14 protein-coding genes are annotated in these 12,499 nt (G+C 46.4%); 3 read left to right on the top strand and 11 right to left on the bottom strand.

Going from position 1 to position 12,499, the window contains the following annotated elements; translation table 11 throughout:
• Positions 1 to 26 precede the first annotated feature (26 nt).
• The 5 genes from cdd to ABDW16_RS03360 all read right to left on the bottom strand — a co-directional run bounded on the left by cdd (position 27) and on the right by ABDW16_RS03360 (position 4,457).
• Positions 27 to 515 carry a cytidine deaminase gene (gene cdd / locus ABDW16_RS03380; protein WP_343667708.1) on the bottom strand — a complete coding sequence of 163 codons (489 nt, stop codon included), beginning with the start codon at positions 513 to 515 and terminating at the stop codon, positions 27 to 29.
• Positions 516 to 616: 101 nt separating this feature from the next.
• Positions 617 to 1,105 carry a nuclear transport factor 2 family protein gene (locus tag ABDW16_RS03375; protein ID WP_343667707.1) on the bottom strand — a complete coding sequence of 163 codons (489 nt, stop codon included), beginning with the start codon at positions 1,103 to 1,105 and terminating at the stop codon, positions 617 to 619.
• A 158-nt stretch (positions 1,106 to 1,263) separates the two neighbouring features.
• Complete coding sequence (gene lepB / locus ABDW16_RS03370) at positions 1,264 to 2,445, bottom strand: signal peptidase I (protein WP_343667706.1); 1,182 nt, start codon at positions 2,443 to 2,445, stop codon at positions 1,264 to 1,266.
• Between the two features lie 102 nt (positions 2,446 to 2,547).
• Positions 2,548 to 3,210 carry an alpha/beta hydrolase gene (locus tag ABDW16_RS03365; protein WP_343667705.1) on the bottom strand — a complete coding sequence of 221 codons (663 nt, stop codon included), beginning with the start codon at positions 3,208 to 3,210 and terminating at the stop codon, positions 2,548 to 2,550.
• Positions 3,211 to 3,272: 62 nt separating this feature from the next.
• Entirely contained in the window at positions 3,273 to 4,457 is a 1,185-nt protein-coding gene (locus ABDW16_RS03360) for a sigma-54 dependent transcriptional regulator (RefSeq protein WP_343667704.1), read from the bottom strand.
• Between the two features lie 160 nt (positions 4,458 to 4,617).
• Between ABDW16_RS03360 and ABDW16_RS03355 the strand changes: the two genes are divergently transcribed.
• Together ABDW16_RS03355 and cysM are read left to right on the top strand one after the other, a co-directional pair.
• On the top strand, positions 4,618 to 5,427 hold the full coding sequence (locus tag ABDW16_RS03355; protein ID WP_343667703.1) for a serine O-acetyltransferase: 810 nt from the start codon (positions 4,618 to 4,620) through the stop codon (positions 5,425 to 5,427).
• Positions 5,428 to 5,444: 17 nt separating this feature from the next.
• The gene (gene cysM, locus ABDW16_RS03350; protein ID WP_343667702.1) at positions 5,445 to 6,332 is read left to right on the top strand and encodes a cysteine synthase CysM; all 888 of its coding nucleotides are present in this window, start codon (positions 5,445 to 5,447) and stop codon (positions 6,330 to 6,332) included.
• Positions 6,333 to 6,485: 153 nt separating this feature from the next.
• On the opposite strand, the gene ABDW16_RS03345 is transcribed toward cysM, so the two are convergent.
• Positions 6,486 to 7,556 carry a pyruvate dehydrogenase complex E1 component subunit beta gene (locus ABDW16_RS03345; protein WP_343667701.1) on the bottom strand — a complete coding sequence of 357 codons (1,071 nt, stop codon included), beginning with the start codon at positions 7,554 to 7,556 and terminating at the stop codon, positions 6,486 to 6,488.
• Positions 7,557 to 7,707: 151 nt separating this feature from the next.
• Here ABDW16_RS03345 and ABDW16_RS03340 point away from each other — a divergent pair, with 151 nt between their 5' ends.
• Entirely contained in the window at positions 7,708 to 8,346 is a 639-nt protein-coding gene (locus ABDW16_RS03340; RefSeq protein WP_343667700.1) for a hypothetical protein, read from the top strand.
• Between the two features lie 34 nt (positions 8,347 to 8,380).
• On the opposite strand, the gene ABDW16_RS03335 is transcribed toward ABDW16_RS03340, so the two are convergent.
• The 5 genes from ABDW16_RS03335 to ABDW16_RS03315 are packed head-to-tail and all read right to left on the bottom strand — an operon-like array spanning position 8,381 to position 12,312.
• The gene (locus ABDW16_RS03335) at positions 8,381 to 9,553 is read right to left on the bottom strand and encodes an acetyl-CoA C-acyltransferase (protein WP_343667699.1); all 1,173 of its coding nucleotides are present in this window, start codon (positions 9,551 to 9,553) and stop codon (positions 8,381 to 8,383) included.
• Between the two features lie 52 nt (positions 9,554 to 9,605).
• Complete coding sequence (locus tag ABDW16_RS03330) at positions 9,606 to 10,391, bottom strand: DUF3575 domain-containing protein (protein ID WP_343667698.1); 786 nt, start codon at positions 10,389 to 10,391, stop codon at positions 9,606 to 9,608.
• Position 10,392: 1 nt separating this feature from the next.
• Entirely contained in the window at positions 10,393 to 11,028 is a 636-nt protein-coding gene (locus ABDW16_RS03325; RefSeq protein ID WP_343667697.1) for a DUF3575 domain-containing protein, read from the bottom strand.
• Between the two features lie 7 nt (positions 11,029 to 11,035).
• On the bottom strand, positions 11,036 to 11,776 hold the full coding sequence (locus tag ABDW16_RS03320) for a hypothetical protein (protein WP_343667696.1): 741 nt from the start codon (positions 11,774 to 11,776) through the stop codon (positions 11,036 to 11,038).
• A complete protein-coding gene (locus ABDW16_RS03315) occupies positions 11,776 to 12,312 on the bottom strand; it encodes a hypothetical protein (protein ID WP_343667695.1) in 537 nt (178 codons plus the stop codon). The genes ABDW16_RS03320 and ABDW16_RS03315 overlap by 1 nt, the downstream gene beginning before the upstream one ends.
• Between the last annotated feature and the right edge of the window lie 187 nt (positions 12,313 to 12,499).

The following is a 12,499-nucleotide window of genomic DNA, read 5'->3' as shown; positions in this document are numbered from 1 at the left end:
AGTCCGTAAAGATAAACAAATTCCCGCTACTCCATATCTTCTGCGGTGAACCCGAATGGTAACAGGTGTTTGGCTGTTTGCAGAACGTATACCTTTCCGCTTTGTCCGCTCATGATAATGCGAATAGGCTTTTGCTGCCTGTTTTCGTATTCCGTAATCGTCTGGCGACAGATACCACAGGGGGAAATAGGGGCGTCGTTTTTACCCCCGTTTTTGTTGCAATAACTAACGGCTATAGTGTCGATGCCTACGCCCGGGTATAACGAACTCGCTGTAGACAATGCGGTTCTTTCGGCGCAGATGCCTACCGGGAAACTTGCGTTTTCCTGGTTGGTGCCTTGTACCGTCTCACCATTTGCCAACAGGATGACAGCGCCTACAAAGAAATTAGAGTAAGGTGCATAGGCATTTTCAGTGACTTTGCGGGCCCGGGTCAGCAGTTGTTCATCTGCTGGAGAAAGCTCGCTGCTATCCGGGTAAGAGACGTATTCGAATGTGAATTTTTGCGTGGTCATGGTTGAAATTACGAAAAAAATGCTTCTGCATTATTTCGTAGCGGATGAAAGGCCGGCGGGCGTGTTGTGTGATCTGAAGCAGGCAAAAGCCCTGTGGCCACCTACTTTGCACGGTGATCATAGCTTAATCCCTCGGTAGCCTTCCATTTATTATCGACTAACAGCCAGACGAGTGTGAATTTCGCCACACCAGTCTGATGGTGGGTTCCATCCTTCTCTACCTCATAAAAAGCATGGTCGCCGCTTTCAATAGCACCATATAGTACGCCATTTTTTTCAAGCGGGAAAATCTGTAATGTGCCGGGTACCAACTGTCTTTCGGCTTTGTAAGGCAACTGGCAGATACCGGTTTGCATGCTGGCGATGAAGGCTGTTTTGCCAGAGGTAATGCCTCCCTTGTCATGATAAAAACGAAAATCATCTGCAATGATGTCATTGTAAGGAGCGAGGTTGCAGGTGTTGAAACCTACGTCGAAGATTAAGCTGTCATTTGCTTTAATGGCTTTATAAAGGGCACTGGTATCAGCTACCTGTGCGAATATCTGACTACTGAAAACGATACAAAAGCAGGAGAGGAAAAAGACTTTCATGTGTGATTGATTTTATAACACAAAGAAAGCTGAAGAGGATCGGGTTAAAAAAAAGAACTGACGAACTGAAGGAAATCGCTGACGAAAAATCTCTTGTATGCAAAAAAGCTACTGCCTGGGGGCAATAGCTTTCTCTTGTATTCAAAATTTCTAATAACTTACTTAATTGTTCTGAACAGGCGGCTCCAGCGGATACTGCCTTTACCATAACTCATCCAGATCAGCCATGCCTTACCTACAATGTGATCTTCCGGCACAAAACCCCAGTAGCGGGAATCCAGGGAGTTATCGCGGTTATCCCCCATCATCCAGTAATAGTTCATCTTGAATGTATAGGAGGTAGCTGGTTGGTCATTGATAAAGATCTGACCGTTTCTGTTTTCCAGTTTATTGCCTTCATACACGCTGATAATGCGGTCATAGAAAGCAATGGTTGTTGCATCAATCTTCACGGTCGCCCCTTTCTTAGGAATGTACAGCGGTCCGAAATTATGTTCTGTCCAGTGATAGTGTGCAGTATCGTGAGGGAATACCATTACTTCCTGTGGAAGTGGATTTACGAACGGCTTCAGGTTCGTTACTACCGGCCAGGATTTCAGGGTCGCTGCTGCTGCCGGGGTCAGGTTATACCTGTATGTAGCAGAGTCGTAAGGACCATCTGTACCCGGGTCTATATCCATTTCATCCAGACGGGAAGGATTCAGGGGATCACCTGTTGTAGTCACCATGTAACGGCGCTCACTTTCCGGTGGAATAGGTGCCTGTTGTCCGTTGATGAATACATAACCGTCTTTTATAGTGAGGGTATCGCCTGCAACACCCATACATCTCTTAATATAGTTCTCTCTTTTGTCTACAGGGCGGGAAATCACGTGATTCTGCTCCCACACTGCGTCGCGGCCATAAGCACGCACCATCTGGTAGTAGCTCTGGTCCTGGTTTTCCAGGGCCACAGTATCACCTTCAGGGAAGTTGAACACCACTACATCATAGCGTTTTACATCGGAGAAACCAGGTAAACGCTTGTATTTCCAATGTACTGCTTCAGAATAGGCTTTGGAATATTTTGTAAAAGGCAGGGTGTGATGGGTAAAAGGTACTGCCAGTGGCGTCATGGGGATACGGGGACCGTAACTGATTTTGCTCACGAACAGGAAGTCGTTCACCAGCAAAGTTTTTTCCATAGACGGGGTAGGAATAGTATATGCCTCAAAAATAAAAGTGCGGATCAAGGTAGCAGCGATGATAGCGAATATGGCTGCATCAAACCACTCTCTTACGGCAGATTTTTTCTTCTTTGGCTGACCCTCGTTATTCTTCTTCCAAAAAGCCAGGTTCATTCAGATGGTGTTTAAGATAGTTAATTTTACAAATATAATATTCTGTCGTTTGCAAGCTACTGAATAACAAATAAAAGTTTTCTTAAAATATTTTAAGTCTGTCTAGTTCAGCTCGTTTTTTAGTATAGCAGTAATTTCCTTTGCCCTGTTATAGATCATAAAGTGGCCACCGTCGGGGATTACGTAATCTGCTTTGACTGTACTGATAGGCAGGGTCAGGTCTTTGGCGCCATGGATGTGGACCAGTGGGGAGGGTATCACTTCGTTTTCCCAGGTGATCAGGATCCTGATGGCCCAGCGGAGGTACACGAAATCCGTATTTTTCACATAATCCAGCAGTAATTTCTTCTCTTCCGGTGATTCGGCCTTTAAAAAGAAGTGGATAATCAGGTCCCGGTGCCTGCCAAAGAGGATGGCATCCGGCAGCGCCAATAATGCAAGTAAGCGGGTACGGCGTAGCAGGTTGAAATAGACTGGCCGCTCGGCGGTGGTTTTGATGCTGCTGATCAGGATCACTTTGCTCACAGGGCGCTGGCGGGCTATTTCAAGTGACACAATACCGCCCATAGATACCCCGACCAGGGTAATATCTTCATCGGCAGGAATATGTGCTGTCATCCGGGAAGCATAAGCAGCCAGCGTTTCATCCGGCAGAGGAGTGAGCCAGGGGATGAAATGGAGGATGTACTGATCCGGGAAAGTAATGTTCTGAAACACCCGTTCGTCGGAACCCATACCACTTAGCAAGTATAGGTGTTTGGCCATGGTGATTAACAAATTGGGGAAAAACGCTTCTACCGGAAAGGCAGAAGCGTTTTTAAATAATATTATGCATTCACTTTCTTCTTATCCCTGGCTGGTACTACATAGTCCACCACATCTTCGGTGGTGATGGTCTTGCCGGAAAGAATGACTAATCTCGCTACCACGTTGCCCAGTTCACGGATATTACCGGACCAGTTATGTTGCTGCAATGCCTTCATGGCATCTTTGTCGATGGACTTCTTTGCCATACCGTATTCCTGACAGGCACTTTCCAGGAAATGTTCTACCAGGGCAGGAATATCGTCTCGACGATCGTTCAGGGAAGGTACGTGAATCAGGATCACACTCAGGCGGTGATACAGGTCAAGACGGAAGTTCTTTTCTTCCACCTCTTTCAGCAGGTCCTTGTTGGTAGCAGCTACCACACGCACATCCACACTTATTTCCTTGTCGCCACCTACGCGGGTAATTTTGCCTTCCTGCAGGGCGCGGAGTACTTTGGCCTGGGCGCTGAGGCTCATGTCGCCAATTTCGTCGAGGAAGAGGGTACCACCGTTCGCCTGTTCGAATTTACCGATACGTTGCTTTACAGCAGAGGTGAAGGAGCCTTTTTCATGACCAAAAAGCTCACTTTCTATCAGTTCGCTGGGTATAGCAGCGCAGTTTACTTCTACGATAGGGCCAGCAGCACGGTTGCTACGCTCATGGAGCCAGCGGGCTACCAGTTCCTTACCTACCCCGTTTTCGCCGGTTACCAGTACACGGGCATCGGTAGGCGCCACCTTTTCGATGGTTTCTTTGATCTTCAGGATAGGAGCTGACTGGCCGATCATTTCCTGGGTTCTGTTCACTTTGCGGCGAAGCACTTTGGTTTCTGCAACCAGGTTACTTTTGTCCATCGCATTGCGCAGGGTGACTAACAACCTGTTCAGATCCGGTGGTTTGGAGATATAATCATATGCTCCTTTTTTCACGGCATCTACCGCTGTATCGATATTGCCATGGCCTGACACCATTATAATGGGAACATCCGGATTGGTTTCTTTTGCCTTTTCCAGGAATTCCAGCCCATCCATTTTGGGCATTTTAATATCGCAAAGCACTGCATCATACTGCTTGTCTTTGAACATCTTAAAGCCTTCGGCACCGTCTGCAGCTTCGTCTACCTTGTAACCTTCATAGCTTAAGATCTCCGACAATGTTTTGCGGATACTTTTTTCGTCATCAATTATCAGAATGTTGGCCATATCTTGGTTTTAGTGAACAACAGGCAAAAATAATATAAAAAAGGATTGGGTAACAAATCCCATTTAGGGTTCAAATTGATATTTATCTACTACTTTTATGGACTTTTCCGTAATTTCAGGTAGTAGGAAGATTCACTATAGGCCTGTAATTCACTTGCATATGCAACAACTTTTAGAAGAATTAAGGAGAAGGCACCAGCTGGCTGCTGCAACTGCCTATCCCTCGACAAGCGCTGTAAACGAGTTTGCGAATAATTTCATCAACTGGCTATTTCCCGAATACCAGGGAAAGGTAATGCCAGATCTCGTGCTGCTGGAAGAATACGCGCACATGTTGCAAAATGAATTGCAACACCTTTTACAACCCATGCAGCAACAGTTGCCTGCGGATGCTGCGAAGCTGAGCCAGCAGTTTATGGTGCAGGCGCCAGATATTTACGATGCACTGAATAAGGATGCAGAGGCCCTGTTGCAGGGTGACCCTGCCGCTACCTGCCTTTATGAGGTGATCAGGGCATATCCCGGTTTTTATGCGATTGCATTTTACCGCATTGCCCATGCTTTACAAAAACTGCATGTCCCCCTCCTGCCCCGTATGATCACGGAACAGGCCCATAGCCGTACCGGCATTGACATTCACCCTGCGGCGGTGATTGCTCCTTACTTCTGCATGGACCACGGCACTGGTATCGTGATTGGTGAAACCACCGAAATAGGTGCACACGTAAAACTGTACCAGGGTGTTACCTTAGGTGCCCTGAGTGTGGATAAGGACATGGCCCGGAGCAAGCGCCACCCGACTATCGAAGATCATGTTGTGATTTATGCCGGCGCCACCATCCTGGGTGGAGATACGATAGTAGGTCACCACAGCATAATTGGTGGTAATGTATGGCTGATCAAGAGCACTGAGCCTTTCAGCAGGATCTATTACCGGGCAGACGGGAGTATGAACACTGTGAACGTGTGATCAAAATTATATAACTGATGCAAGGAAAAGGAATATTAGAATTGGTAGGCAATACGCCTATGGTAACGTTGAAGCACATCAGCGCCAATCCGAATGTGACCATTCTGGCCAAGCTGGAAGGCAACAATCCGGGGGGTAGCGTGAAAGACAGGGCTGCCTATGGCATGATCAAAGGTGCCCTGGACAGAGGAGAACTGAAGCCCGGTATCAAACTGATAGAAGCGACCAGCGGCAATACGGGTATTGCACTGGCCATGATCGCCAGCCTGTTTGGCGTAGAGATTGAACTGGTAATGCCGGAAGATGCTACCCGCGAAAGGGTACTCACTATGGAAGCCTTCGGGGCTAAGGTAATTCTCACCCCTAAGGAGCAATCTATGGAAGGGTCTATTGATTATGCCAATGCCCAGGTGGCTAAAGGCGGTTATCTTATGCTGAACCAGTTCGGCAACCCTGACAACTATGGCATGCATTATAAAACTACGGGGCCGGAGATATGGCGGGATACCCAGGGTACGGTGACTCACTTTGTAAGTGCAATGGGCACTACGGGTACCATTATGGGAGTGTCTAAATACCTGAAGGAGGTGAATGAAGCAGTGCAGATAGTAGGTTGTCAGCCAACAGACGGATCTAAGATCCCAGGCATCCGGAAATGGCCGGAGGCTTACCTACCAAAGATTTTTGATCGCCAGCGGGTGGATAGGATCATGGATATATCGGAAGAAGAGGCGAAGGCGATGACCCGGAGATTAGCCAAAGAAGAAGGGGTGTTTTGTGGGATGAGTAGTGGTGGTGCAGTGTCAGCGGCGGAAAGGTTGTCGAAGGAGCTGGATAAAGGGGTGATTGTATGTATTATTTGTGACAGGGGAGATAGGTATTTGTCTTCGGATTTATTCGGCTGAAAGAAAATAGACTGATTTATTTGATTGAAAATAGCCCGATCTATTGGGTTGAAAAAAATCTGACCTATTGGGTTGAAAATAGTCTCACTTATTTAATTGAAAATAAAAAAGCCGCCTCAATTGAGACGGCTTTTTCTATTTCCCTGAAATAAATTACTTCTTCATATACATTACTTCCTTCACCAGTTTCACTGTTCTTTCGATATCAGGCAGGTAAAGTTTCACCAGGTTTGGTGCGTAGTGCATAGGCGCATCAGCAGCAGTAATACGACGGATAGGTGCATCCAGGTAGTCGAAGCCTTCTTTCTGGATTCTGTAAGAGATCTCAGAAGAAATGCTGGAGAATGGCCACTGTTCTTCAACGATCACCAGGCGGTTGGTCTTTTTCACAGACTCCAGGATGGTGAACCAGTCCAGCGGGCGGATGGTGCGGAGGTCAATTACTTCTGCCTCGATACCTTCTTTAGCCAGTTCTTCAGCTGCACCCAGTGCAACTTTCATCATTTTATTGAAAGATACGATAGTAACGTCTTTACCAGCGCGTTTGATATCAGCTTTACCGATAGGAATGATGTACTCTTCTTCAGGTACTTCACCCATATCGCCATACATCTGCTCGCTCTCCATGAATACAACCGGATCATTGTCGCGGATAGCCGCTTTCAGCAGACCTTTTGCATCGTATGGGTTGGAAACAGAGATAACTTTTAAACCTGGGATATTTGCATAGTAGCTTTCAAAAGCAGTGGAGTGCTGAGCACCCAGCTGACCAGCAGAACCGTTAGGGCCACGGAATACGATCGGGCAACCTACCTGTCCACCACTCATAGCGAGCATTTTAGAAGCAGTATTCAGGATCTGGTCCAGGGCCAGTACGGCAAAGTTCCAGGTCATGAATTCCAGAACCGGACGAAGTCCGTTCTGCGCAGCACCAACGCCGATTGCTGTAAAACCCAGCTCGGCAATAGGGGTATCTATCACTCTTTTTGCCCCAAATTCATCCAGCATTCCCTGGCTAACTTTATAGGCTCCGTTGTATTCGGCTACTTCCTCTCCCATCAGGAAAACCCGCTCGTCACGGCGCATTTCTTCCTGTAAGGCTTCTCGTAAGGCTTGTCTGAAAGCTATCTGACGCATGCTGTTACTCTTAAAGTTTGAAAGATGATTGTCTTTGGTTTTCTCAAAGGCAGGGGCAAAATTATTGTTTAATGGTGAAAAAAGCAAAGATAAATTGAGGGCAGGGAGATTGAGGATTGGCCTGCGGCAGCAGGAAGAAATTCTTTTTTCCTAACGGGCATAAACAATTTCCAGCGTAAACTGCTTTTCAGCTAAATAACATTAATATTATATATATTAGTACCGAATATCCTAGCCTATGTTTACCATCACCGTCCTATCCATCTGCTTCCTGGCAGCCATCAGCTGCAAGATCAAGAAGGTGAAAGCCCCTGTAATCACCCAGCTGATGTGGTATTTCCACTTCACCATGCTATTTTTCGCCGCTCTCTCCCTGATTTTACTGATCAGCGGATATGGCTTTAAAGGCACCTATACAGAAAGAGTATTTTTCACCCTGTACGCAGGTTCGGCTATTATATTATATGGTCTGACCCAACCAGAAGTGTCCGGAAAACGGGTATACCTGGCTGCATTTTATGGCTTTCCTTTTGCCCTGGCAGTTGGCCTGCTCCTGCCCCCATTGCGTACGCTGGCAGTCATTACCGGTTTAGGCCTGTTATCTGACTCCCGTATGGAAAGGTACCGGATCGACGATGATTTTGCCCTGCAAACCAAGTCAATAGACATTATCGACCGGCATCCCAGCTTTAGCCTCGTGCAGGATAAGTACTTGTTATTTGAAAAGATCACCGGCGATGTGATTGTACCGGAAAAGAATATACTGGGAGTGAAGATGGAAAAAAGAGGAAAAGATAGCGTGTGGTTGCACCTGAATATGGTGGAGGATGCAGGAAAAGTGGCGAAACTGGATACAACCTTAAGTTTATATAGATAAGCGTTTCTGCCTGCAGCAGAAACGCTTAGGTGGATTAAAGTCTTTCTATGATGATAGCACTTGCTCCTCCGCCCCCATTACAAATTCCGGCCACACCATATTTTGCATGATGCGCATGCAGGATTGAATTCAATGTCACGACTATCCTTGCCCCGCTACATCCAACCGGGTGGCCCAAAGCCACCGCTCCACCCCATACATTCACCTTCTCCATATCCAGGCCCAGGTCCCGCTGATTCGCAATGGGCACACAGGAAAAAGCCTCATTGATCTCGGCAAAATCCATCTGGTCAATTGTCATACCCGCTTTCTTCAATGCATTATTGACTGCTTTGACCGGTGTAGTGGTAAACCACTCCGGCGCCTGCGATGCATCTGCAAAACTGATAATCTTTGCCAGCGGTTTCAGACCCAGTTCCTTCAGTTTCTCTCCGCTTACCAATACGACCGCAGCTGCTCCATCATTAATATTGGAAGCATTTGCAGCTGTAATAGTACCGTCTTTCTGAAATGTGGGCTTTAGTGTTGGAATTTTTTCGAAGTTAACCTTTTTATAATCTTCATCTTCGGCGACTGTAACGACTGTTTTTCCGGGGATTTCTACTGGTACGATCTCATTTTTAAAATATCCATTCTCAAAGGCGGCGGCGGCCCGTTTGTAACTGCGCGAGGCATATGCATCCTGTTCCTCCCGCGATATTTTATATTCAGCCGCACATATTTCTGCTGCATTGCCCATATGAAAATCCTTGTAAGGATCCCAGAGCCCATCGCGGATAATGCCGTCCGTCAGGGTGCCATGGCCTAATTTATAACCTGTTCTCGCCTTATCCAGGTAATAAGGTACTGCGCTCATATTCTCCATTCCACCAGCCACTACCACATCATTATCACCCAGTTGAATACTCTGCGCACCCAGCATGATCGATTTCATGCCCGAGGCACACACCTTATTCACCGTAGTACAGGGCACTGTATTCGGTAAACCTGCATAAATACTCGCCTGGTTAGCAGGTGCCTGCCCCAGGTTGGCACTGAGCACATTGCCCATAAATACTTCATTGACAGCACTTGCTGCCACGCCCGCTTTTTCCAGTGCGGCTTTGATTACAATCGCTCCCATCCGGGTAGCTGGCAGGGTCGACAAGGCGCCATTTAACGAGCCGATGGGGGTACGCACAGCGGCGACAATAAATACATCTTTCATTCCGTGAATTCTTTAAGATTGATTTGGTGACTATCAATCAAATATAACGGAATCAGAAACGGTAACCAAACTTCACACAGATTGGAACGTATGGATATTTCTTAGGTTCCAGGTAATCAAACTTATCGTAGAAAATAAAATCAGTCGAATAATTCATGCTATTGATTTGATTTTTGATATAAGTTGTTCTCGCTGCCGAACGACCTGGAAAACTCTTCCATTTACTACCTATTCCCATATATACCTCCAGCGATATCCGATGTTTTTCCCCATCCAGGTATTTCTTAAAACCAAATAATAACGCATACCCTGCTATCCGCTTATTTTCATTCGCGGTTTTGCCGGCTGAAAAATTCGGACCACCACCTAATCCATCATCCGGGTTGGTAACGTATGCTTTGTAATGCACCTGGGTAAATACACCCCCTATTCCTACAAAGGGCATAATTTTATGATGCTTAGGCAGGATATAAAACTTAATATCCGGCTGTAACCTGAATCCATGGTGAGGGAAATCATCATTTACCAGAAATGTGTAATTGACCCAGGTAGCCTGTAATCCCACTTCCCAGTGTTTGGTAAACCGGTATTCAGCAAACAATGAAGGCCCCGCATCTTCTTCCAGCAGGGAGAATAAGTTTGTACCTACCGTCAGTCCCAATTCGGTAGGAGCACCGGGTTTGTCGCTAAATTGGCTTCCTCTATCTTTTTCGTACCTGGCTTTCAATCTTGCGTTACGAATCAATGCTGCTTTGGTACCGGCTGTAGGGTTCTCCTGCTGGGCCATCAACTGCAGTACCAGCAACAGGGTTGTGCAAACGAGTATAGTTCTTTTCATATTAAAAACGATATCCGAATCTTACTTTAAATGGTATATCTGGCAGTACATCGTTGCTGTTCACATGGAACCAATCGTTTCCTTCTTTGTAGCTATTTTCAGGTGGGTCCTGATTATAATGTGTCCACCTCCATTTCAGGCCCAATCCCACAGATGCTTCAAAGAAAAATTTCTCGTTCTCTCCGCCAAAGTTGGTCTGAAATCCAAACCGGCCCCCCAGTGCAAACATCTGTTTTTGCAGTTCATACGGTTTGAGTTCTTCATAAACCTGTCTCCCATCTTCTATATGAGGTACTATGTAATTCTGATATAAATTCACCTGCTTGTATAGGGCCTGTGCAGCAAAAAACATTTTGTAATGTTTGCTCCTGCCCGGGAGAAAAAACTTTATATCCGGCGTGATGCGAAAGCCATGATTATCCCTTTCGTAATGATTCAGGTTGTATAAAATCCACTGCCCTTCCAGCGCCACGCTGAGATTATTTTTGATCCGGTATTCAAGTCCCAGGGCTGGTCCGCCATCAGGTTCTGAAAAGGATACCACATTGACGAATGCGCGGAGTCCAGTTAAGTTTGATTGTGCTTTCACTGTAGTCATACAGCATAGCAGCAATATGAGAAAGTAAATTTGTTTCATGTATACATCAGTTTGAAAGCTGTGAGATCAATTTCGGGCTTTGCGCGTTGGAGATGTCGTAACAATCCAGTGAGGTCTTACTCCTGCCATACAGCTTAGTACCGGAGATCTGCAGGGAATAATACACCTTATCAGGAAAGGTGGTTTTGATAAGATTGGTAGCTACATCTATTACTGCAAAACCCTGGCTTTCCATAGATGCATATACCGTATTATCTGTAACTGCAAGGGCACTTACGTTTTCAACAGGGAGATGAATGGGATCGCTTGTAGCAGCATTGTCACTGATGGTATACATCCTGACATCGCCATCAGGGTTTTCGCCGGAACAGCTGTAGCCAGGTTTATCTGTAACGAATGCTTTATCCCCATATAATACCACCTTTTTACAGCTGGTCCAGGGCCAGTAGATGCCGGATTGACCGAAACCTCCGGAAGAGACATCATACATCACTGTGCCATAAAAATTATCACGGCATACCACGAGGTTTTGTTTAAACATATATAAGGTGTCTACGGTCATACCCGTTTTTTCACGGCCTGTTTCGGCAGGTGTTCCTGGCTGGGAAATATCGTAGCTGACAAGGGTATCATTGTTGGCAATGTAAAGGTTGTTGCCATTGATGACAATACCTGCCTGTGCGACTGATTTGGAAGGTGCAAAGTAGCTCAGGGTGGGGCTGGGATCCATCGCCATTATAATAACGGCAGTGAGTAAAATAATAAATGGAGTGTAAATTTTCTTCATTATCTACGGCATTTTGCGGAGGTTCCGGTAAGTGTTTCACTGAGTTTCCAGGACACGATCGTGCCTTTGGTTGAGTCAGCGCAGATGAATAATATCCCGGTGAAGGGCGGGTAATCGTTCAGGTGCCAGGCCTGGGCGATGCGGCCTGTTTCCTGCGGGTTGCTGAAGCTATTGAGGTGGATGGTGACCAGGTCGTCGTAGTTGCTCACGTAGAGGTAATCACCTTTGATAGCGGCTGCGCGGAAACCGGGGATGCTGATGAAAGCGAGTTTTTTAGGATTTGCAGGGTCTTCGTAAGAGATTACGTGTAAGCCTGAGTCTTTTTCTTCTTCCAGTACGTAGGCGCCGGAGGTGTAGAGGTTTCCACCGTTGGTGGTGGAACGGGGAGGTAGAAAACGAACGTGTTTTGTGTTAGGGTCTGCGTTATAAACGGGCTCGTAAGGGGTTTTATTGGTGTCCCACTCATTGTCCGAGCGACAGGCATTTAAGAGCAGCAGTACCCCGAACAGCGTACAGTGTAACAGTCGGGTAGGCATAAAGATTTTTTAGATAAAGCGGATGATTGAGGGGGGATGTTACTGATGGATTTAGATATTAACATGTTTTTAACGCGAAGGTTGGCCTGCGGCAGCAAGGAAGAAGCTTTCTTTTTTGGGCTGGCGCCGGGGGTGGCTGCCTACAGCCCCATACCTATCATTAAAAAAAAATGCCCCTGCCTTTCGG

This window comes from Chitinophaga sp., assembly GCF_039596135.1.
GTDB lineage: Bacteria > Bacteroidota > Bacteroidia > Chitinophagales > Chitinophagaceae > Chitinophaga.
Note: the sequence above shows the minus strand (reverse complement) of the source record. Positions and strands in the feature narration are given on the sequence as shown.

Bases quoted from the DNA above. Each gene is read 5' to 3' on its own strand.
- cdd (WP_343667708.1), bottom strand. From the start codon at position 515: ATGACCACGCAAAAATTCACATTCGAATACGTCTCTTACCCGGATAGC.
- ABDW16_RS03375 (WP_343667707.1), bottom strand. From the start codon at position 1,105: ATGAAAGTCTTTTTCCTCTCCTGCTTTTGTATCGTTTTCAGTAGTCAG.
- lepB (WP_343667706.1), bottom strand. From the start codon at position 2,445: ATGAACCTGGCTTTTTGGAAGAAGAATAACGAGGGTCAGCCAAAGAAG.
- ABDW16_RS03365 (WP_343667705.1), bottom strand. From the start codon at position 3,210: ATGGCCAAACACCTATACTTGCTAAGTGGTATGGGTTCCGACGAACGG.
- ABDW16_RS03360 (WP_343667704.1), bottom strand. From the start codon at position 4,457: ATGGCCAACATTCTGATAATTGATGACGAAAAAAGTATCCGCAAAACA.
- ABDW16_RS03355 (WP_343667703.1), top strand. From the start codon at position 4,618: ATGCAACAACTTTTAGAAGAATTAAGGAGAAGGCACCAGCTGGCTGCT.
- cysM (WP_343667702.1), top strand. From the start codon at position 5,445: ATGCAAGGAAAAGGAATATTAGAATTGGTAGGCAATACGCCTATGGTA.
- ABDW16_RS03340 (WP_343667700.1), top strand. From the start codon at position 7,708: ATGTTTACCATCACCGTCCTATCCATCTGCTTCCTGGCAGCCATCAGC.
- ABDW16_RS03335 (WP_343667699.1), bottom strand. From the start codon at position 9,553: ATGAAAGATGTATTTATTGTCGCCGCTGTGCGTACCCCCATCGGCTCG.
- ABDW16_RS03330 (WP_343667698.1), bottom strand. From the start codon at position 10,391: ATGAAAAGAACTATACTCGTTTGCACAACCCTGTTGCTGGTACTGCAG.
- ABDW16_RS03325 (WP_343667697.1), bottom strand. From the start codon at position 11,028: ATGAAACAAATTTACTTTCTCATATTGCTGCTATGCTGTATGACTACA.
- ABDW16_RS03320 (WP_343667696.1), bottom strand. From the start codon at position 11,776: ATGAAGAAAATTTACACTCCATTTATTATTTTACTCACTGCCGTTATT.
- ABDW16_RS03315 (WP_343667695.1), bottom strand. From the start codon at position 12,312: ATGCCTACCCGACTGTTACACTGTACGCTGTTCGGGGTACTGCTGCTC.